We start from the raw sequence: 22,009 nt of genomic DNA on the forward strand, positions 1-22,009 counted from the left end.
CGCTCAGAAGTCAGCCAATGGCCATACTTCGTATGCCGGTGCCTCGTAGGGATGGCTCCGTTTGAGCGCAGCGACGACCTGAGCGATCAGTTCGTCGGCCACCACCAGTTCCACCTTCCACTCCTCCACCACCTCGACCTGGCCGGTTTGCCCGAGGAACGGCTGGCTGCCGTCCAGCGGGCGGAACTGGCCCTGGCCCAGGGTCTGCCAGGCGCAGTGGTCATAATCACCGATGCGCCCGCCACCTGCGGCGAACACAGCGGCCTTGACCACCTCGACGTGGCTGGCGGGGACGAAGAAGGCGAGCTTGTACACGCCTTAGTTCACCCACACCCGTGCATTACGGAACATACGCATCAGCGCGGCATCTTCCTGCCACTCATCCGGGCGCCAGGAGTTCTGCACGGCGCGGAACACCCGCTCCGGGTGCGGCATCATGATGGTCACGCGGCCGTCGCGGCTGGTGAGGCCGGTGATACCACGCGGCGAGCCGTTCGGGTTGGCCGGGTAGGCTTCGGTGACCTTGCCGTGGTTGTCGACGTAGCGCAGGGCCACGCAGCCGGACAGGTCCGCAGCCAGCAGTGCCTCCTCGCTGGCAAATTCGGCATGGCCTTCGCCGTGGGCGATGGCGATCGGCATGCGCGAACCGGCCATGCCCTGCAGGAAGATCGAGTTGGACTTCTGCACTTCGACCATGGCCACACGCGCCTCGAACTGCTCCGAGCGGTTGCGCACGAAGTGCGGCCAGTGCTCGGTGCCCGGGATCAGTTCATGCAGGTTGGACATCATCTGGCAACCGTTGCACACGCCCAGGGCGAAGCTGTCGGTACGCGCGAAGAAGGCCTGGAAGGCGTCACGGGCGCGGCTGTTGAACAGCGCCGACTTGGCCCAGCCTTCACCGGCACCCAGCACGTCGCCATAGGAGAAGCCGCCGCAGGCGACCAGGCCCTTGAACGCTTCGAAGTCGACACGGCCAGCGAGGATGTCGCTCATGTGCACGTCGATGGCAGCGAAACCGGCGCGGTCGAAGGCGGCAGCCATCTCGACCTGGCCGTTGACGCCCTGCTCGCGCAGGATGGCCACTTGCGGGCGAACGCCTTTCTTGATGTACGGTGCGGCGATGTCGTCGTTGACGTCGAAGCCCAGCTTTACCGAAAGGCCCGGGTTGTCTTCCTCAAGCAGCAGGTCGAATTCCTGGTCGGCGCAGTCGGCGTTGTCGCGCAGGCGCTGGATCTGGTAGCTGGTTTCAGCCCACTGGCGCTGCAGCATGCGGCGGTCGTCGTCGAACAGCACGTCGCCGTTCAGGCTGATGGACACTTCACCGTTGTTGACCGGCTTGCCGATCACCGCGACGCATTCTTCACCCAGGCCAGCGGCGCTGAACTGTGCCAGCACATCCGGGGTGGCGTCCTGGCGAACCTGAATGACCGCGCCCAGCTCTTCGTTGAAGAGGATGGCCGCCACATCGGCCTTGCTGTCGGTCAGCGGGTCGAGGTGCAGGTCGAGGCCGCAGTGGCCGGCGAAGGCCATTTCCAGCACGGTGGTGATCAGGCCACCATCGGAACGGTCGTGGTAGGCCAGCAGGTGGCCATCGGCGTTCAGGCCCTGGATCACGGCGAAGAACGCCTTCAGGTCTTCGGCATCGTCGACGTCCGGAGCCTCGGCACCGAGCTTGCCGTAGGTCTGGGCCAGGATCGAGGCGCCCATGCGGTTCTTGCCACGCCCCAGGTCGACCAGGATCAGGTCGGTCTCGCCCTTGTCCATGCGCAGTTGCGGGGTCAGGGTGCTGCGGATGTCGACCACCGGGGCGAAGCCGCTGACGATCAGCGACATCGGCGCGGTGACGCTCTTCTCGACACCGTCCTCGCTCCACTTGGTCTTCATCGACATGGAGTCCTTGCCGACCGGAATGGTCAGGCCCAGCTCCGGGCACAGCTCCATGCCGACAGCCTTGACGGTGTCGTACAGGCGGGCATCTTCACCGGGGTGGCCGGCAGCGGACATCCAGTTGGCCGACAGCTTGATGTCGGAGATTTTTTCGATACGCGCGCCGGCCAGGTTGGTCAGCACCTCGCCGATGGCCATGCGGCCCGACGCCGGGGCGTCCAGCAGGGCCAGCGGGGTACGTTCGCCCATGGCCATGGCTTCACCGGTGTAGACGTCGAAGCTGGTGGCGGTGACGGCGCAGTCGGCCACCGGTACCTGCCACGGGCCGACCATCTGGTCGCGGGCTACCAGGCCGGTAATGGTGCGGTCGCCGATGGTGATCAGGAAGCTCTTGCTGGCCACGGCCGGGTGGCTGAGCACGCGCTGCACGGCGTTGTCCAGGTCCAGCTGGCTCGGGTCGAAATCATCGCCCAGCTCGGCTTCGCGGGTTACCGAACGGTGCATGCGCGGCGGCTTGCCCAGCAGCACGTCCAGCGGCATGTCCACCGGGGTATTGCCGAAGTGGCTGTCGGTAACGGTCAGGTGCGGCTCTGCGGTGGCTTCGCCGACTACCGCGAACGGGCAGCGCTCGCGCTCGCAGATGGCCTGGAAGCGCTCGAAGTCCTCGGCGCTGACGGCCAGCACGTAACGTTCCTGCGACTCGTTGCTCCAGATTTCGTGCGGGGCCATGCCCGGCTCGTCATTGGGCACGTTGCGCAGTTCGAAGCGGCCACCACGGCCACCGTCGTTGACCAGCTCGGGGAAGGCGTTGGAGATACCGCCAGCGCCGACGTCGTGGATGAAGGCGATCGGGTTCTTGTCGCCCAGCTGCCAGCAACGGTCGATGACCTCCTGGCAACGGCGTTCCATTTCAGGGTTTTCGCGCTGTACCGAAGCGAAGTCGAGGTCTGCCGAGCTGGCACCGGTGGCCACCGACGAAGCGGCACCGCCGCCCAGGCCGATCAGCATGGCCGGGCCACCGAGCACGATCAGCTTGGCGCCGACGGTGATCTCGCCCTTCTGTACGTGGTCTTCACGGATGTTGCCCATGCCGCCGGCGAGCATGATCGGCTTGTGGTAGCCGCGTACTTCTTCACCGCGCGGGGTGTTGATGGCCTGCTCGAAGGTACGGAAGTAGCCGGTCAGGGCCGGGCGACCGAATTCGTTGTTGAACGCAGCGCCACCCAGTGGGCCTTCGACCATGATGTCGAGGGCGTCGACAATGCGGCCGGGCTTGCCGTAGTTCTGCTCCCACGGCTGTTCGAAGCCCGGGATGCGCAGGTTGGACACGGTGAAACCGGTCAGGCCAGCCTTGGGCTTGGCACCACGGCCGGTCGCGCCTTCGTCGCGGATTTCGCCGCCAGAACCGGTGGAAGCACCGGAGAACGGTGCGATGGCGGTCGGGTGGTTGTGGGTTTCCACCTTCATCAGGATGTGCACCGGCTCCTGCACCGCGCCGTACTGGCGGGTTTCAGGGTTCGGGAAGAAACGGCCGGCAACGTTGCCGACGATCACCGAGGCGTTGTCCTTGTACGCAGACAGCACGCCTTCGCTGTGCATCTGGTAGGTGTTCTTGATCATGCCGAACAGGCTTTTTTCCTGCGCCTGGCCGTCGATGTCCCAACTGGCGTTGAAGATCTTGTGGCGGCAGTGCTCGGAGTTGGCCTGGGCGAACATCATCAGTTCGATGTCGTTCGGGTTGCGCTTGAGGCCCTGGAAGGCATTGACCAGGTAGTCGATCTCGTCTTCGGCCAGGGCCAGGCCCAGGTCGATGTTGGCCTTGGCCAGGGCGTCACGGCCGCCGGCCAGGATATCCACCGAGGTCATCGGCTTGGGCTGGGCGTGGCTGAACAGGTCGGCGGCCTGCTCCAGCTGGCCGAGCACGCGCTGGGTCATGCGGTCGTGCAGTTCGGCAGCGACCAGCTCGGCATCGGCGGCGCTCAGGTCGCCAGCGACGTAGTAGGCGATACCGCGCTCCAGGCGCTGGATGGCCTGCAGGCCGCAGTTGTGGGCGATGTCGCTGGCCTTGCTGGCCCACGGCGAAATGGTACCCAGGCGCGGTACGACCAGGAACAGGCGGCCGCTCGGCTCCTGTACCGGCACGCTCGGGCCGTACTTGAGCAGACGGCCCAGCACCTGCTGCTGGTCGGCGGTCAGCTCGCCGTCGACATCGGCGAAGTGGGCGAATTCGGCATACAAACCAGTAACAGCGGGGACTTTCTGGCTCAGTTGCTCGAGTAATTTACCGTGGCGAAAGGCAGAAAGGGCAGGAGCGCCGCGCAGGATCAACATCGTCGGGACAGCCTCAGGAAGGGGTGTGCTTAGAGGCCGTGCATTCTAGCCTAATTCGAAGGGTTTCGGCACCCGCTCTAAGCCACGACTGCCGGGCGGTGGAACCGGACTTCGGGGTCAGATTTCTGGGAGGGGGGGTATTCGCCTCGACGCATTCTGTGCCTGTGAGACCGAGCGCCGCCCGCGCGGCGCATCGCGGATGAAATCCGCTCCTACATCTGTTGCAACGTGCCGAACCTGTCACGCCAGGGTCGCCAGCCTTGGCGCATCACTTGAGCCGTGCAAACCGGCTGACAACCATGGCCTTACAGGCGTGGCCACGTTGCAACAAGTGTAGGAGCGGATTTCATCCGCGATGCGCCGCGCGGGCGGCGCTCGGTCTCACAGGCACAGAATGCGTCGAGGCGAGCGCCTGGCGGCCTTGACGCAATGCCCTCCAACCACACAACCCGCTACCAGACAAGCTAACAGTTGTCGAGATATGGTTGGGCCAGTCCTTTGCGTATACTGCAACCTATGTTCGCCCACACTGCTTTGCGCCAGCGTTGCGCCAGATGGCTTTTCGCAACCGGACTCTTTCTGCTGCTCGGTGCCTGCGTTGAAAAACCCAGCACCCTCGAGCGCGTGAAGGAGGATGGCGTGCTGCGCGTGATCACCCGCAACAGCCCGGCTACCTACTTCCAGGACCGCAATGGCGAAACCGGCTTCGAGTACGAGCTGGTTCAGCACTTCGCCGAGGATCTCGGCGTGAAGCTGCAGATCGAGACCGCCGACAACCTCGACGAGCTGTACGATGCCCTCGGCAAACCCTCCGGCCCGGTGCTGGCGGCGGCCGGCCTGGTCAGCAGCGAACGGCGCAAGGCCCAGGTGAAATACTCCCACCCTTACCTGGAAGTGACCCCCCAGGTCATCTACCGCAACGGCCGCCCCCGCCCCACCGAGGCCAAGGGCCTGATCGGCAAGAAGATCATGGTGCTCAAGGGCAGCAGCCATGCCGACCAGCTGGCCGAACTGAAAAAGCAGTATCCGACACTGGAATACGAAGAATCCGACGCCGTCGAGGTGGTCGACCTGCTGCGCATGGTCGACGAAGGGCAGATCGACCTGACCCTGGTCGACTCCAACGAGCTGGCGATGAACCAGGTGTACTTCCCCAACGTGCGGGTGGCCTTCGACCTGGGCGACACACGCGACCAGCGCTGGGCAGTCGCCGCAGGCGAAGACAACAGCCTGCTCAACGAGGTCAACGATTTCCTCGACAAGGCGCAGAAGAACGGCACCCTGCAGCGCCTGAAGGACCGTTACTACGGCCATGTCGACGTGCTGGGCTATGTCGGCGCCTACACCTTCGCCCAGCATCTGCAACAGCGCCTGCCCAAGTACGAGAAGCACTTCAAGAGCTACGCCAAGGTCGAGCAGGTTGACTGGCGCCTGCTGGCGGCCATCGGTTACCAGGAATCGATGTGGCAGCCGGAAGTCACCTCCAAGACCGGCGTACGCGGCCTGATGATGCTGACCCAGCGCACCGCCCAGGCCATGGGCGTGTCCAACCGCCTGGACCCGAAACAGAGCATCCAGGGTGGCGCCAAGTACTTCATGAAGATCAAGGAAGAGCTCGACGACAGCATCCAGGAGCCGGACCGTACCTGGTTCGCCCTGGCCGCCTACAACGTCGGCACCGGCCACCTGGAAGACGCCCGCACCCTGGCCAAGCGCGAGAAACTCAACCCGAACAAATGGCTGGACGTGAAGAAGATGCTGCCACGTCTGTCGCAGAAGCAGTGGTATCGGCAGACCAAGTACGGTTATGCACGGGGCGGCGAACCGGTGCATTTCGTCGCCAACATCCGCCGTTACTACGACATCCTGACCTGGGTGACCCAACCGCAGCTCGAAGGCCAGATGGCCGAGGGCAACCTGCATGTGCCGGGGGTGAACAAGGACAAGCCGGCGGAACAGTCGCCACCGATGTAGGCCTGTACTGGTGTTTTCGCGGGCGTGCCCGCTCCCACAGGTGCAGCCACAGGCCCCAACGGAGGGTATTCCTGTAGCGACCGGTGCAGGTCAACCCTTGGCCCGGCGCGCCCTGAAGAACTCAGTCAGGATCTGCCCGCACTCCTCGGCCAGCACCCCGCCCTCCACCATCACCCGGTGGTTGAGAAAACCCTGCCCGAAGAACTGCCACTGGCTCTGCACGATCCCCGCCTTGGGTTCCAGCGCGCCATACACCACCCGCATGACCCGCGAATGCACGATCAGCCCTGCACACATGCTGCAGGGTTCCAGGGTCACGTACAGGGTGCTGCCAGGCAGGCGGTAATTGCTGGCCGACCTGGCCGCCGCCCGGATCGCCACCATCTCGGCATGCGCGCTGGGGTCACTGTCGATGATCGGCCGGTTGAAACCCTGGCCGATCACCTGGCCATGCTGTACCAGTACCGCGCCCACCGGCACTTCGCCCAGGGCCGCGCCCTCGGCGGCCAGGGCCAGGGCCAGGCGCATGAATTCCTGATCGCGGCTGCGGTCGATGATCTGCGGGCGCATCAGACCACCGCGATCGCGGCCATCAGGCCGGTTTCCATGTGGTCGATGACGTGGCAGTGGAACATCCAGGTGCCCGGGTTATCTGCCACCAGCGCCACCTGGGCGCGCTCGTTACGGCCCAGCAGGTAGGTGTCGGTGAACCACGGCTCCTTGATGTCATGGCGGTTCGAGGCAATCACCTTGAAACTCATGCCGTGCAGGTGGATCGGGTGCTGGTACTGGGTCATGTTCTTCAGCTCGAAGATGTAGCTCTTGCCTTTCTTCAACGTGGCGATCGGCCGGTCGGCGCAAGTCTTGTCGGTGATGTCCCAGGCCTGGCCGTTGATCTGCCACATGCTCGAGGGCTTGTCCTGGTCTGTCGTGACAGACACCTTGGCCGCCCATTCGAAATTGAAGTTGAGCTTTTCGGCGTTCTCCAGATCCGGTTCGGCAATCGGGTTGGCCGGCAGCGCTGGCGGCCAGTCGCCTGGTGCGTCGCTGCTGGCCACCGAACGCAACGTACCCAGGCGGACAAAGCCATCGCGCAGGGAAATCTCCTCGCCTGCCTGGGGAATGCGAATGGCCAGGCAGATCCGCATGCCTGGGCCAAGCCAGTAATCGTCGTCCAGCGGCCGTGGCGTTACCGGGTTGCCGTCCAGGGCATAGATCATCGCCTCGCAATTGCCCTTGAGGTTGATGCGGTAGGTCCAGGTGTTGTCCAGGTTCAACAGGCGTACACGGACCACTTGCCCGGCGGGCAGCTCGGTGACCGAATCGGCCTGGCCATTGATGGTGATCAGCCGACCGGCCGTGCCGTTGCGCGCGGCCTCGCGGGGGATGCTGAAAGGCAGCCAGGCGCCCTGCTCGTCCACGTGCCAGTTCTTCAGGCTCAGGGTACGTTCATGGCGGAACCCGGTGGGTTCGCGCTCCTCGACGATCAGCGGACCGACCAGGCCACGGCCCAGCTCCTCGGAACTGCTGACATGCGGGTGGTACCAGTAGCTGCCGGCATCCGGCACGCGGAACTTGTAGTCGAAGTACTCGCCCGGCTTGACCGGCAGCTGCGACACATAGGGCACGCCGTCCATTTCCAGCGGCAGGCGAATGCCGTGCCAATGGATGGTGGTTTCCACCGGCAGGTGGTTGATGAAGCGCACCCGCAGCCAGGTACCCTGGCGCACGCGCAGCTCGGTGCCCGGTGCCGAGGGGCCGAAGGCCCAGGCCTCGGTCTTGAACCCCGGTACCAGCTCGACATCCAGCGGCGCGGCGATCAGTTGGTAATCATGCCCGGCATTATCGTCCTCGACCCGGCCCAGCCAGTAACGCGCCGCGCCACCGGCGCCCAGGCCAACCACAACCAGGCCGGTCAGGCCCTTGAGCATTTGTCGACGGGTGAAGGACATCGGTGCGGGTACCTCATGTTCTGCGCAATCAAGCTGCCAGCATGGCTGGCGATGAAGGGCGAATACGATACACCTGCGAATGGGAAATATTAAGTGAAGTCTCTGGCAACACCGCCCGCAGCCTTGCCATCGGCACTGCCGTCGGGGGCCAGGCAAAGCTCGTTGAACCACCGCTGGTCATCGCTGGACGGCACGCGCAGGGCCGCCTGCAGCAACTGCGGGTCGAGCAGTATGTTCAGGTTCTGCAAGCGCGTGGCGGTGTCGGGGTGGGTATCGAACGGATGGGTAATGGTCAGCGCCAGCGCCTCCTCGCCCAGCTGCAAAGGTGTGCGTTGCAAGTGCAACGCCAGGGCCTGCGGCAGGCCTTCGCCACCGCGAGCGAGCAGCAAACCGTCGATCACCCTGCCCAGGGCAATGGCCCGCAGCAGCGCCTGGATGAACAACTTCGGGCCACCGACCTCGGCACCCGCCCGGTCAGCCAGCAATTCCTGCGCCCGCCCCCAATGGTGTACCGCGACCTGGAAGTGGTGCAGGAACTGCCCGGCCATCCACAGGATCGGGCGAACAGCCCAAGGCGGGGCGCTGTCGGCGCCGAGCATGGCCTGGTAGTGCGCGCACATCAGGCTGAAACGCGCGCAGATTTCGCTGCCTCGCTCGGTGTCACGGCGGCGGAAATGGCCCAGCTCATGGCCGATCAGCGAGGCTGCCTCTGCCTGGCTCATGGCCGCCAGGCAAGGCAGCGGCAGATATAGTATCCGACCGTTGAGCAAGCTCCCGCCGGGCTGCAGCACGACGGGCACGCTGGTGACGAAAAAGCCTTGGTCAAGCCCGACCACGATATGATCGGGCACAGGCGCATGCAGTTGCGCAGCCAGGCCTTCGACCCAGCGCCACAGCGCCGGCGCCGCCTGCCTGGGGAGCTGCCGGCCAAGGAAGCTCGCACTCGGCGCGCTCATGCCCGGCCACTGTTGGCGCAAGCGCCAGAGGGTGCGCATGCAGACGAGGAGCACAGACGTCAGCGGCAGCACCACGATCAGAACGGTCAGACCGCCCTGCGCGGCATGGCTCAGCCCTAAGCTGGTCTCATAGAGCAATGACAGGCACAGCGAGCTTGCGAGCAGGATCAGGTAGGCACTCAACCAACGGCCCAGCACCAACCAGTTGGCAGTCATGCGCCCCTGCAGGTAATGCGCCGAGCGCAGCGCTCGCCAGGCGTCGACCCTCAGCCTGAGCCAGGCGCCGACACCCGTGAGCAAAGCCGCCAGTGCCAACCAGCCACTGAGGCTGGCCATCCATTTGCGCACACCCAGCCAGTGACGGTCGGCGTCGAGCACGGCCAACTGCGCCTGCAGCGCTTCGCGCCTGTCGAGCCGCCCGTTGAGCTGCTTGCGTGCGGCCCAAGGCAGGCTTTGCAACAAGGCATCGCTGGGTGCAGCCAGCCATTGGCGGATGATCCGTGCCTGCTCCTGCGCCGTGTCGGCACGCCAGTGTTGCACCTGCCCCCAGCCGAACAGCGCCAATGGCAGCAACAGCAGGGTCAAGCCCCAACCCAGGCGCCTCATCGCCAGCGGACGCCGGTAGTCCCGAGCCGGCTCATCTGGCCGTTTCGCCCAGGCGCGCCACGCCCGGAAACAGCTGCGCCAAGCTACGCCTGGCCTGGGCCGCTTGCACATAGGCATAAAGCAGATCCACCAGTTCCTGCAAGCTCAGGCGGCGCCCGGCAACGGCGGGCGTGCACAACCACAGCCTTATCCGCAAGCCGCCCGCGATGGTTACCGCGTCAGGCGAGGCCAGCGCCCTGAAACAGGCCGGTGTCAGCGCTGGCGCGTGACTGAACGCCGACACGGTAAAGATCAGCCGGGTGGTGAAATAACCCTGCTCGACCTCGAAGCCGTCGAAGGTATGCAGAGGTGTCGGCGCCTGCGCGTTGGCAAAGCACAGCGTATCGGGCGTCACGCTCAGCACCCGCTTGCCGTGCCGGCGGTATAGCGCGGCGGCGCAGGCCAGTGCCGCCACTCCGGCGCCGGCCAGGCCGAGGCCGAAACCAGACATCAGCCAGATGGTAGCGCTGCCGGCATTGGCACTGAACTGCACCACCAGGGCGATCAGCCATGCCCCCAGGCTGCCGAGCAACAGGCCAATCACAGCGCAGGCCAGTGCCTTGCCGAGCGAGTTCTCCAGCAGTTCGAAGCTGTCGGTGGGACCGTCGGCCTGCGCCTGCAGGTACGCCAGGTCAGCTTCGCGTTCGTCGTTATCCATCAGCCTGCAGCAGCTCCAGTTGCCGTTGTGCATGTGCCGCATCGCGATAGGCCCCCAGCACCGCCAGCACTTCCTCGTTGTCCAGCTTGCGCCCGTTGCTGGCCAGGCCCGCGGACATGATGCGGATCTGCGGTCGCGGTTTTTTCAGCGCCATGGCCTGGTTGCCGAAAAACTGCAGTTTCACCACATGGTGTTTCGGCAGGGCGGCTTCGCTGCTCATCTCCAGCGTCTGCACCGTGACCAGCCCTTCATCCTTGACCGAAACATCCTCCACTTCAGCCAGGTCTACCGGCGCATCCAGCGTATCGACGAACAACTGCCGGCGGGTCAGGCGCATGAATACCTGGGTACCGGCATTGCGGTGCTGCCAGGTCACTGCCGCGGCAATCAAGGTTATGAAGACACCGGCTGCAACTGCCCCCAAGCGCTCGGGGTTGAAGGTGGTGGCAGTGATAATCAGTGAACCCAGCAACAGTATCGGCCCCCACACCCGGTAACGCCGGGAGTTGGTGAACTCGCTCTGCTCGGGCACGCGCTCGATCACCTGCTTGAGCTCGGCGATCACCCGCTCGCGCTGGGCGGCACGGGTATGCTCGTAGTCCTGGCCAAGCGAGCCGGACAGCTCGGACAACGGGTCGGTGAATTCGCTCATGGTCATTGCCCCTCCTGGTTCTGTGCCGCCAGGTAATCGGTGAGGAATGCCTGCGCGTTACCCTGCTGCGACAGCTCTTGCGAATAGCCGACCTGCAGCGCTTGCGCCTCGCCCGGCAGATAGAGTTCGCCACCCCAGCTGCCCTGGACGATCAGGACCACGAATTTCTTGCCGTCCACGGTGGTGGAATAACGGGTATCCCGGCTGGTCTTCTCCACCTGCATTTTCTGGATGCGCATGTTCCAGTCGTGGTCGACCCCTTCAACCTGCACCAGTGCTTCGTTGGCGGCGCGTTCACCAATGCGCAGCGTCCATACCTTGGCCCCGTGCGCGCCCGTGTAAGCCACCACCTGGTCGGCCACTTGCGGCCGTTGTTCGGCGTGAGCCTGGCCCAGCCACAGGGTGAGCGAAGCCACCAGCAGCGCTGCGAACTTGCGATAAGCGAGCATGTTTTTCATCCTGAATTGGAACAAACGCACATTGAAATAAGCCTTGTCCGCGCTGCCAACCCCGCTGACCGGTTCGCACAACAGACAGCGCCTTGCGCACAATGGCTGTCGCTGAATATGTGCACGCGTTACCATTTCCGGCCATGCCGCCCTCAGCCAAGGATGCGAAGCGCACATGCGATCGATCAGCCCTTACCTCGACACCGCCTTTTCCTTCGACAGCCCCGGCTCACTTGCCGAGGCCGGGGTGCTGGATGCGCGCAGCGCGCGGGTGATGGGTAGCGCGACCGGCCATTATCAGGCGCAGACGGTGCACGGCGGGTTGCAGTACTTCGACTGCAACCTGCAGTTCCCCGAGCCGCTGAGGATCGACAAGGTGCTGCCACAAAGCCTGTGTTTCGTGCAGGTATTCGACGGTGCGTGGCAGCACAAGGTCGACGGCAAGCTCAACAGCTATGCCCCTGGCCGGTTGCACATGCTGGGCCTGGGCGAAAGCCTGGAAGCGCAGGACCAGTTGCCCGCCAACAGCCACGCCCGCATGGCCGGGGTCCGTCTTGCCGGTGATTACCTGCTCGAACTGGTCCGCGACGACCTGCAGCTCAAGCCGCTGCTGGCACTGTCCGCGGATGGCATGCGCTTCGACCAGTTGCCGCAGTGGCCAACGGTGAGCCGCCTGTTCCAGCAGCTGTATCTGTCGCCCTACACCGGCGGGCTCCGGCGCCTGCATTGCGAAAGCCTGAGCCTGGCCATCGTGCTGGAGCTGGCCAACCACCTCATCGGCCACCGGTTCACCAGGAAACCCCGGGACCGCGGGTGGCGCGACCTGGCCATCGAGACGCGCCGCCAGCTCGATGCCAACCTGAGCGCCACGCCGACCGCTGCAACCCTTGCCCGCCAGCTGGGTGTGAGCGAGACCACCCTGCGCCGCGCGTTCAGCCAGGAATATGGCCGCTCGATCCTGCAATACGTGCGGCAACAGCGCCTGGAACTGGCCCGTGCCCTGCTGCTGGAACGTCGCTGGCAGGTCTCGCAAATTGCCTATCACGTCGGTTATGCCAACCCGGCCAACTTCTGCCATGCCTACAAGGCGTATTTCGGGCATCCGCCCGGGGCCGAATAGGGTCTTACTGGCGGCTTGATCGGAAAGCACAACGCCCCGGCCTGCGCCCTCACGCCCGAATGAAATCCACTAGCGTTCGCAGCGCCGCGGGCAGGTGCCGCCTGCCAGGGTAGTAGAGGAAGAACCGGCCCGGCGGTGCGGCCCAGGCATCGAGTACTGTCACCAGCCGGCCTGCGGCCAGGTCGTCGTGCACCATCGCCTCATAGACGTAGGCAATGCCCACGCCGTCGCGCGCAGCCTGGAGCATCGCTATGTCGTCGTCAAACACCAGCGGGCCGCTGACTTCGATGGCCAACGGTTCGCCGTCGGCGAGGAACTCCCAGGCATAGCGCTGGCCACTGGGAAAGCGTCGGCCGATACAGGCATGGCTGAGCAATTCGCGCGGCGTTTGCGGTACCTGTCGGGCCGCCAGGTAGCACGGCGCGGCCACGCAGACGAAGCGCTGCGGCGGCCCGACAGGTACCGCGACCATGTCGCCGGCCAGACTCTCGCCGAAGCGGACACCGGCATCGAAACCATCGCCCACGATATCGCCCAGGGCGTCATCCGTCACGACTTCCACCTGCACCCGCGGGTATTTGGCCACGAAGCCGGCCAGCAGCGGCGCCAGCACCAGCCGCGCCGCCGGGCGCGGCACGTTCAGCCGCAGCGTGCCGGTTGGCTCGGCTTGCATGGCGGTCACATCGGCCAGCGCGTCGATCACCTCGTGCAAGGCCGGGAGCAACCGTGCCAACAGGCGCTGGCCCGCTTCGGTCGGCGTCACGCTACGCGTGGTGCGGTGCAGCAGGCGCACGCCCAAGCGTTCTTCCAGCCCGCGCAGGGCGTGGCTCAAGGCCGAAGCGGATACCCCGCGCTCGGCGGCAGCCTTGCGAAAGCTGCGATGCCGCGCCACCGCGGCGAAGGCGTCCAGTGCGTGCAGATCAAAGGCCATATTGATGAATTCTGCTCAGTAGTTCATCAAGCATAACGCGGCTTATCATAGGTTGTCTGCGGCGAGACACTGGCGCTTTCTCACTGATCGAAAGGTTCGGCCATGCAGCAACGACGACTTGGTAATACCGACTTCACGATTTCGCCCATCGGCCTGGGTACCTGGGCCATCGCCGGGCCGGGGTGGGAATTTGGCTGGGGCGCGCAGGACGATAGCGAAAGCCTGGCCGCGCTGGAATACGCCGTGGACCAAGGCGTGAACTGGATCGACACCGCCGCCGTCTATGGCCTGGGCCACGCCGAAGGCGTCGTCGGCCAGCTCCTGCGCCGCGTGCCGGCTTCACGCCGTCCGCTGGTGTTCACCAAGGGCAGCCTGGTATGGGACCGTGCCACCCGGCAGATTTCGCACTCATTGGCCGCGGACTCGCTGGCCCGGGAGATCGAGGACAGCCTGCGCCGCCTGCAGGTTGAAACCATCGACCTGTACCAGCTTCACTGGCCTGCATTTCCACCGGGCGGCCCGGACGATGGCATCGAGGAGGCGCTGACGGTGCTGGCCAAGGCGCGCGAACAAGGGAAAATTCGCGCCATCGGCGTATCCAATTTCGATGTCGTCCAGCTCAAGCGCGCCCAGGCGGTAACAGCGATCGCGTCGCTACAACCACCGTATTCGGCGTTGATGCGCGAGGTCGAGGCCGAAATCCTGCCGTACTGCGGGCAAGCAGGCATCGGCGTTATCGCCTATTCCACCTTGCAATCGGGGCTGCTGACCGGCGCGATGAGCCGCGAGCGCATCGCCCGCCTGGCGGATGACGACTGGCGCAAAAGCCGCAGTCCAGACTTTCAGGAGCCGCGCCTGACCAGCAACCTTGCGCTGGTGGAAGGCTTGCGCCGCATCGGCGCACGCCACGGGCTGACGCCTGCGGCGGTGGCGATCGCCTGGGTGCTGCGGCAGCCAACGGTGACGGGCGCCATCGTCGGAGCGCGCCGGCCGGCGCAGGTCGACGGGCTGCTTGGCGCGGCGGACTTGCAGCTGAGCGCGGAAGAGCTGGCCGAGATCGCACTGCTGCTGCCCGAGGGCATGGGTACCAACGTGCCCGAGGCGGCGTCCTGAAGGACAATTGCTGCGTCCGCTTGTTCTGAGAATGGCCCCGGCACATCCAATAAGCCAAAAGCCCGCGATTACGCGGGCTTTTGGGTGTTTCCTGCAACTTGCTGCCGGCTTATGCCAGACGCGGGATCACTCCCACTCTATTATCAATAAGCATATAAACATCTTTTAAAACTGAACCTCTGGCGAGACAAATCGCTAAAGACCATGAAAAATACCATGCACGTTGCTCGACATGGCGCAGCTATCTATGCAGCCTTACCCCTATGAATAGCTGATATCACTGGATCGAAGGCAGACCTCCGACGATCTTGACTGTCTCCACACTGACGCGGATCACGCGCTTGACCAAATTCAGGATGTAGGTCGGATCTTCGTGCTCGCGGCACCATTCGTTCGGGTCGTTCTTGATGCCGCTGTCCTTGTCGGTGTAAGGCTCATAGCGTTCCATCACCCACTCAAGCGCACTCTTGCCGTTGACCACGTATTCGTGCGTCTCTGGCGGGATGTTCTTGAGGGTGATGCGGCCGTTGAAGATCAGCACGCTCTTGTCCTTCTCCCGGCCACCTGCCGAGGCAAAGCGCATCTTCTCAACCCGGTAGTACGCGAAGTCGTTGAGGTCTCCCTTTTCCTTGGCCTCTTCAATCACCGGCCACGGCTCGATCACTTCATAGTCGAGATGCAGCGCGGCAAGAGCACGCCCGGCCTGCTCAAATGCCCCGAAGTCAGGGGCGTAGGGAATCCGTGGCAGCACCTTCTTGAGATCGGATGCGTACTGCTCCCGGTACTCGGGAGAGTGCAGCACTCCGTAGCAGTAGTAGAAGATGGCCTCCTTGGTGATGGTTGCGTCCGCGTAGTGCTTGCGGAAGTTGGCCAACGCCACGTCGGTGATGCCATCACGCTTCACATAGCCGTGGGCCTCGGCGGCATCGCCATTGTCACCATCGAAGCTGAATCCAGACTGCGCGGCCTTCTCGGTGGCAGGCTCATACCAGTAGAGAGGGAAGCACAGACCCTTCGAGATCACCTCAAGATCAGGCAGGATGTTCCCCATCAGGCATGAGAAATCCTTGCTCGCTCCATTGCCGGTGAGCTGGATGGCCAAGTTCCGATGCTTCGCCGTGGGATACAGCTTCGGCTGCTGGTAAACGCAGTTGTTGAGTCGCCGGTTGAAATACACCCACTGCTTGCAGAAGGGGCGGTACTCGGCCACACGAATCCCGTCCGGGTCGAACTCGCACAGTTTCCCACGACTGAGATCGGTGAACAGCTCGCGCGTCCACTTGATGTTTCGCGGATTCGGGTCAGCCAAGTCCATCGCCATTTTATAGGCATCGCTGCCAGCCGCCTTGCAGCGCTCGCTATGCAGCGCCACCTGCTCATTGTAGCGGTCGATCATCCGCTTGACGTTGCCTTCGAGGGCCGCCCGGCTTGGGTTGTAGACCCATGTGTCGCGGTTGGTTTTCACGCCGCTAGAGCGCATCGCAAAGATGGCATCCGGCGCGTCATTGAAGGGTACGAAGGCGTTGAAGTCACCGCTGCGCTGATTGATCCAATCGTGGTGTTCGTTCGGCTCAAGTGTCTGCCACGGCACGCTTTGGTGACTGCCGAAGCCGGTGATGATGTCCAGTTTTTGTTCGCGAGTAAGGTAGTCACCGATGTCGTGATAGCGAACCGTCGCCTTGCCGGTGTGTGCCTTGCGCTTGACGAGCAGGGTGATGGCGACGGGCGTGCGGGAACCAGAGCCAAAGACCTTGCCGCCTTCCTTGCGTGACAGCTCGCCGCTGGTGCGCTGGTTGCCGCGAAGGTTGAACACGTAAACGTCAGAGAACTCGTCTTGGAGCGTCTTGCGGAAGCCGTCCATCGTGTTGCCGTCGATCCAACCACCATTGGTAACGAAGCAGACGATTCCCTCGTCCTTAATGCGGTCGCTCGCCCACCTGAACGCACGGATATAGGAGTCATACAGGCTGTTCTTGAGCTTCGCGGTGGAATGCGCGGCGTAGGTCACCGCAATGCGCCCGTCGAGTCGGGAATACTTGAGGTTCTGGTTGTTGTCGTTCCCGCCGTCCTGACCAACGGAGTACGGTGGGTTGCCGACAATGACCCGGATATCGCGAGCCTTCTGGCGGTCGGCCCGCTCATGGTTCTCCGGCAGGCCCTCGTCGATGTCACCGTTCTGCGGCTCGCTCATCTGGAACGTATCAGTCAGCACGATGCCGGGGAACGGCTCGTATTCCTGCCCTGTGACGCGATGGAACGCTTCCTCAATGTTGATTGCCGCGATGTAGTAGGCCAGCAGCACAATTTCGTTGGCGTGCATGTCATGGCGATACTTGTAGGGCAGCTGGTCAGGTGGAATCAGTCCCGTTTCGATCAGCCGCACGGGGAAGGTGCCTGTGCCGGTGAAGGGGTCAAGGATGTGGACGTTCTGGTCGGCCAGCCGGGTGCCGAAGTGCTCCTGGAGGGCGGCATCGGCACTGTGCAGGATGAAGTCCACGATCTCGACCGGGGTGTAGACAATACCCAGCCGTTCGACCATGCGCGGGAAAGCGGTCTTGAAGAACTTGTCGTACAGCTCGACGATGATCTTTTGCCGCCCTTTCGGGTCGGTGATGCCGGATGCCCGCTCGCGCACGCTGGCATAGAAGCCCTCCAGCGTCTCATGCTCCTTGTCCAGCGCCTGCGCTTCGAGAATGTCCATGATTTTCTGCATGGACTGCGACACGGGGTTCATGCTGGTGAAGGCGTAGCCCTCGAACAGCGCATCGAACACCGGCTTGGTTATGATGTGCTGGGCCAGCATCTCTATGGCGTCGTTCTGGCTGACGCTAGGGTTTAGGTTCTTCCTGACCCCCTTGAGGAACTCATCGAATGCTTTTTTTCCCTTGGAATACGGTTTCTCCAGCAGGGCGCGAATACGCATCTGGTGACGATCGGCAATCTCAGCAATGTCTTTGGCCCAGTCTTCCCAGTAGCGGCGATTGCCGCACTTGGTGACGATCTTGGCAAACATGGCATCCTGCCACTTGCCGAGTTCCTCTGGATCGAAGGCAAAGCCAAGCTGTTCCCCGCCGAAGGAATTGGCCTTCTCGTTGCCGCCGCCCACGCCAATGACGTTCACCACACCATTGCCTTTGCCGGTCAGGTCGATGGTGGCGAACTGCTTGTCCAGCCGGTCATCGTGGGCACGCAAGGCATTGAGTACCTGCCAAACCACGCGGTATTTCTTATTGTCATCAAGTGCCGTCTCGGGCGAGGTGTCCTTGCGGATACCGATGGGCAGAATCACATAACCGTACTTTTTGCGACCAGCCGGGTCTTTACGCATCACACGACCGACCGACTGCACCACGTCCACCACGGAATCGCGGGGGTTCAGGAAAATGGCAGCGTCCAGTGCCGGGACATCCACGCCTTCGGACAAGCAGCGGGCATTGGTCAGGATGCGGCATAGCGGCTCTTCCTTGCCGATGTTGCCCTTGAGCCAGGAGAGCTTCTGGTTGCGCTCGACTACGTTCATGGTGCCATCGACGTGTTTCGCCTCCAGTGCTGGCAGGTAGTCGATCTGGTCGCCCAGGTCGTCGGAAATGCGCACAAACTCGGCGGTCAGCAGCTTGGAGTGCTTGATCGACTGTGCGAAGGCGATGGCAGTGCGCATTGGTTGCGGATCGACACTGACATCCATGCCATCCTCGGCGGCGACGTGCTTACCCAAGCCGTTCCAGCAGCCGACGATCTTCACCGCGTCATCCAGCTTGAGTTCGTCGCCGCTGTCGGCGATGCGCCTATTGAGCACCCTGCTGACGTGCAATTCATCAACAGCGATCACCAGCACCTTGTAGTCGGACAGCAGATCACGACGGACAGCTTCATCGAAGCGAAGCTGATGGAACACCGGGCCGAAGGTGGCCATATCGTCCATCGAGAAAACCTGCATATCGTTTTCTTCAGCCTTGCTCTTGCTGGCTTCGGCATAGATGCGCGGCGTGGCGGTCATGTAAAGCCGCTTGCCTGCCTTGATGTAGGCGTTGTCATGGACGCGCACGAATGCGGAGTGGTCTTCGCCGGGAGCGGTATAGCCCGCAGTGCGGTGAGCCTCATCGCACACCACCAGGTCGAACGCCATACCGGTTCTCTGCTGCGCCTGATGTACCACTTCGATGGACTGATAGGTCGAGAAGATCACCGTGATGGCGCTCTCGTCCTGCGTTGCGGTGAGGGAGGCCGCGAGCTTGTTTGCATTCGTCGTGGCCGGATAAGCCAGTTCGTAGATGCGCATGTCCTCTTCATTGCGGCTGGCCTTGCTATCCGAGCACACAGCAAAGCAGCGCAACGGCACTCTGGCATCGGCTGTCCAGGCCCGCAACGTCTGCGACAGCAGTGCGATGGATGGCACTAGGAACAGTATGTTCTGCCCCGGCTTAACCATCTGCTCGGCAATGATGAGCGAGGTGTAGGTTTTGCCAGTGCCGCAGGCCATGATGAGCTTGCCACGGTCGTGGGCCTGAAAGCCTTTGGTGACATTGAGCAGGGCTTCGCTCTGATGTAGGCGAGGGTCTTTCTTGGGCAGTTTGCGCAGTTGATCGGGCTTGTCCAGCGAGAACTGTGACCAGTCAATCGGGGAGGCTTCCAGGTCCTCCAAGGTCATCAGTTCGACCGGTATGGTCTGGCCTTCCAGTGCATCCGCCGCGTGCTTGGAGAGCGGCGCAGTTGCCACGATAAGTCGCTGGGTAAAGCCCCCCTTGCCGGAGAGTGTGAAGAAGTTACCCAGATCGCCCATTGGAATCTGGGAGTCGTAAAACTTGCACTGGATCGCGCAGTAACCATCCTCATCGCGCAGCTTCGCCACCAAGTCGATACCGGTGTCCGGCAACTTATAACCAAGGGCTTCCCGCTGAGGCCAGTCCTTCCAGAACCAGACGTCTTCAAACAATGCAAGGTACTGCGGGTCAAGTTTGAGGTAGGTACGCATCAGCCGCTCGAAGCGGTCGCCTAGGTCACGGTTGAAAGCGGATTCATTCCTGTATTGCTGGAGGATGTCACGGATCATGGTGTTTTCTTCACTGGCTGGGCCTCGACCACTCCAAGCTCCCGGCGTGGTGCGGCCTTGTAGATTGTCGTTCTGGATACGTTGTAGCGTTCAGCGATCTGGCTGACCGGAATGGTCGGATCAGACATGAGTCGCTTGATCTCTTTGACCTGCTGAGGTGTCAGCTTTGGCCTGCGGCCACCCGACCGGCCACGGGCACGTGCAGCCACAAGCCCTGCTCGGGTGCGTTCTCGGATCAGGTTGCGCTCGAACTCGGCGAGTGCGGCGAAAACATGGAAAACCAGCTTGCCCGCTGCGCTATTTGTTTCGATTTTTTCGGTTAGGCTTTCAAAACCGACGCCCTTCTTCTCTAGCTCACCGATGATGCGCACAAGGTCGGGCAGGCTGCGCCCCAGCCTGTCAAGACGCCAAACCACGAGGGTGTCGCTCTCGCGCAGGGCTTTCAGGCACGCTGCCAGTTCTCTGCGCTCGGCATCTTTGCCGCTGGCGGTGTCGGAGTACAAGCAGCCGTCGGCAATGCCAGCCCGATGCAGCGCGTCAAGCTGCAAGTCAAGGTTCTGGTCATCTGTTGAAACTCGGGCGTATCCGATGCGTTGCCCCATGCCGTTCGCTTCCGTCGTACATGAATATGTCCAGCAAACGCATGTTTGGCGGACTTTGAAAAATTGACGGAAATATTAACAACCTAATGGCATTCTGGACAGACGAACGAGTACTGGCCACAGGTGTTCAGAAAACTACCGTTTTGTGAACGCCCCGCCTTCCTCTAGACGCCCGCTTGGAGCTACAAGCGCGCCAAGGGCGCTCGCGGAAGCAGCAAGAGGTTTGGAATGAGCGCCTGTTGAAAAAATGAGAGGCTGATGCACAGCCACTATTCGTGCGTGGTCTGGTCGTGCGCTCCAATCGCAAGGGCTAGCTGTCGCAACAAAATAACCAGCTCTGCTGGGTCGCCTTTGCGTATCACGTCAGCGAGCAGTTCAGCCGCATATGCAGGGTCTGCACTCAGCTGCTCGGACATCGCCTCGTCGTGCGATCGATCTCTCATTCCTGCCCTTCCCTTTGACACACATGAACTAAAGCAATCCAGCATGCATCGAGCAAGACAGGACTGCACCGAGCCCACAGAGTCGAACGTAAGGTAGCAAATCGGCTATCGGTTTTTGAGTTTGTATGTCCAAAGAACCGACCAGACCTGGGAGATCATTTGTGAGCTTTAACAATATCTCCCATCTTCATTCCTATGGCTACCTGTAACCTCCGAAACTCCACCATCACACTTTCCACATCAATCGCGCTCGCGCCTTCTCCACGTTTCTCTGCAAGCCAGAGTTTTAACAGACCAGCAACCCGTCCGAGGTCGCCACTCACCTTGGCCAAGTCACCCACGGCGGTCAGGTCAACGACCGATCGAATGGGCGTGTTCAGCCCGAGTGCCCGCAGGTAGCCCGAACGTGACATGCCCGCTTCTTCGGCGCGCTCGGTGATAGTCGCCTTTTCCTCGTTAGTCACCCACACCTCTATCGGCTTTCCGCGTCTTCGAGGTGGGGCCTTTCCGTTGGTGCCCTCTGTCATGGCTTTTTCTCCTGTTGTTGCTTTTCAGCTATTAGACGCGGCAGCGGTTGGGCCTCGCAGAGCAAGATACCGTTGAGCCGAAGGGGAATAAGGGGGCGGTGTTGGATGGGGAAGGGCTTGCCCGTACCCGTACAACACACATCTTGCCGTCCAATGAAGCGCAAACATGTGCATATCTCTGCGAATAGCTCTGGACTAGTACCACTAAGCATACTTACGCATATATACGCTAGGTTGAGCGTGGCACAGATGCAACTTTATGCGCATACTTGCGTAATCATGCTTAGGCAGAGCTTGCGATGAAGAACACACCGAAAGAGGGACTTAGCGGCGCGGGTCGGGTAGCATTTCTAGCGCGTCTTGAGGAATTCCGAGTCCTGATTCAGGCCGGTTGGCCGGTGACGGTCGTATACGAGAATCATGGTGGACATAAGACGAGCCTCAGCTACAGTCAGTTCGCCCGATACGTTGGTAAATACATCCGCACACCGACCAAACGCGGAGCCCAGCGAGCAAGGGCTACGGACGGAACACAAACCCCAACGACACCGTTGCTTGAGCAAAGGCAATCTACCCACCCAACGCAACCAAGCACCATGTCGAAACGTCAGCCTGGGTTTCAGCATGACCCAAGCAGCGGAAACAATCGTGACGATCTCATCTAAAATTTATGAGTTTCTGTGCCTACCTGGGACACGATCAGTGCCGACTGACCGAAA

General features: G+C 62.5%; 15 protein-coding genes. 3 read left to right on the plus strand and 12 right to left on the minus strand.

Annotation, left to right across the window (positions count from 1 at the left end; translation table 11 throughout):
- Positions 1–3: 3 nt before the first annotated feature.
- Both HU760_RS19115 and purL read right to left on the minus strand, forming a co-directional pair.
- Positions 4–315, minus strand: a complete 312-nt coding sequence (locus HU760_RS19115; protein ID WP_186673158.1) for a YqfO family protein — start codon at positions 313–315, stop codon at positions 4–6.
- 3 nt (positions 316–318) lie between these two features.
- Positions 319–4,218 carry a phosphoribosylformylglycinamidine synthase gene (purL, locus tag HU760_RS19120; RefSeq protein WP_186673160.1) on the minus strand — a complete coding sequence of 1,300 codons (3,900 nt, stop codon included), beginning with the start codon at positions 4,216–4,218 and terminating at the stop codon, positions 319–321.
- A 516-nt stretch (positions 4,219–4,734) separates the two neighbouring features.
- Between purL and mltF the strand changes: the two genes are divergently transcribed.
- Positions 4,735–6,192 carry a membrane-bound lytic murein transglycosylase MltF gene (gene mltF / locus HU760_RS19125; RefSeq protein ID WP_186673161.1) on the plus strand — a complete coding sequence of 486 codons (1,458 nt, stop codon included), beginning with the start codon at positions 4,735–4,737 and terminating at the stop codon, positions 6,190–6,192.
- A gap of 90 nt (positions 6,193–6,282) precedes the next feature.
- Here the strand turns inward: mltF and tadA are convergent, their stop codons facing one another.
- The 6 genes from tadA to HU760_RS19155 all read right to left on the minus strand — a co-directional run bounded on the left by tadA (position 6,283) and on the right by HU760_RS19155 (position 11,504).
- Positions 6,283–6,762 (minus strand): tRNA adenosine(34) deaminase TadA, encoded by a 480-nt coding sequence (gene tadA / locus HU760_RS19130; protein ID WP_186673163.1) that lies wholly within the window; start codon positions 6,760–6,762, stop codon positions 6,283–6,285.
- Entirely contained in the window at positions 6,762–8,144 is a 1,383-nt protein-coding gene (locus tag HU760_RS19135) for a multicopper oxidase family protein (RefSeq protein WP_186673165.1), read from the minus strand. Before HU760_RS19135 ends, tadA begins: the two co-directional genes overlap by 1 nt.
- Positions 8,145–8,233: 89 nt before the next feature.
- Positions 8,234–9,706: a M48 family metallopeptidase gene (locus HU760_RS19140; protein ID WP_186673167.1), complete on the minus strand. Its 1,473-nt coding sequence runs from the start codon at positions 9,704–9,706 to the stop codon at positions 8,234–8,236.
- Between the two features lie 31 nt (positions 9,707–9,737).
- Positions 9,738–10,403, minus strand: a complete 666-nt coding sequence (locus tag HU760_RS19145; protein WP_186673168.1) for a hypothetical protein — start codon at positions 10,401–10,403, stop codon at positions 9,738–9,740.
- Positions 10,396–11,055: a hypothetical protein gene (locus HU760_RS19150; protein WP_186673170.1), complete on the minus strand. Its 660-nt coding sequence runs from the start codon at positions 11,053–11,055 to the stop codon at positions 10,396–10,398. The genes HU760_RS19145 and HU760_RS19150 overlap by 8 nt, the downstream gene beginning before the upstream one ends.
- 2 nt (positions 11,056–11,057) lie before the next feature.
- The gene (locus HU760_RS19155) at positions 11,058–11,504 is read right to left on the minus strand and encodes a hypothetical protein (RefSeq protein WP_186673171.1); all 447 of its coding nucleotides are present in this window, start codon (positions 11,502–11,504) and stop codon (positions 11,058–11,060) included.
- Between the two features lie 175 nt (positions 11,505–11,679).
- Between HU760_RS19155 and HU760_RS19160 the strand changes: the two genes are divergently transcribed.
- Entirely contained in the window at positions 11,680–12,624 is a 945-nt protein-coding gene (locus HU760_RS19160; RefSeq protein WP_186673173.1) for a helix-turn-helix transcriptional regulator, read from the plus strand.
- A gap of 49 nt (positions 12,625–12,673) precedes the next feature.
- On the opposite strand, the gene HU760_RS19165 is transcribed toward HU760_RS19160, so the two are convergent.
- Complete coding sequence (locus tag HU760_RS19165) at positions 12,674–13,555, minus strand: LysR family transcriptional regulator (protein WP_186673175.1); 882 nt, start codon at positions 13,553–13,555, stop codon at positions 12,674–12,676.
- A gap of 102 nt (positions 13,556–13,657) precedes the next feature.
- Between HU760_RS19165 and HU760_RS19170 the strand changes: the two genes are divergently transcribed.
- On the plus strand, positions 13,658–14,668 hold the full coding sequence (locus HU760_RS19170; protein WP_186673177.1) for an aldo/keto reductase: 1,011 nt from the start codon (positions 13,658–13,660) through the stop codon (positions 14,666–14,668).
- Positions 14,669–14,945: 277 nt separating this feature from the next.
- Here HU760_RS19170 and HU760_RS19175 read toward each other — a convergent pair whose 3' ends face one another.
- The 3 genes from HU760_RS19175 to HU760_RS19185 all read right to left on the minus strand — a co-directional run bounded on the left by HU760_RS19175 (position 14,946) and on the right by HU760_RS19185 (position 21,290).
- Positions 14,946–19,718, minus strand: a complete 4,773-nt coding sequence (locus tag HU760_RS19175) for a DEAD/DEAH box helicase (RefSeq protein ID WP_186673179.1) — start codon at positions 19,716–19,718, stop codon at positions 14,946–14,948.
- Positions 19,715–20,320, minus strand: coding sequence for a recombinase family protein (locus tag HU760_RS19180; RefSeq protein WP_186673180.1), 606 nt, complete (start codon positions 20,318–20,320; stop codon positions 19,715–19,717). The genes HU760_RS19175 and HU760_RS19180 overlap by 4 nt, the downstream gene beginning before the upstream one ends.
- A gap of 598 nt (positions 20,321–20,918) precedes the next feature.
- Positions 20,919–21,290: a plasmid mobilization protein gene (locus HU760_RS19185; RefSeq protein WP_186673182.1), complete on the minus strand. Its 372-nt coding sequence runs from the start codon at positions 21,288–21,290 to the stop codon at positions 20,919–20,921.
- Between the last annotated feature and the right edge of the window lie 719 nt (positions 21,291–22,009).

This window comes from Pseudomonas oryzicola, from assembly GCF_014269185.2.
GTDB lineage: Bacteria > Pseudomonadota > Gammaproteobacteria > Pseudomonadales > Pseudomonadaceae > Aquipseudomonas > Aquipseudomonas oryzicola.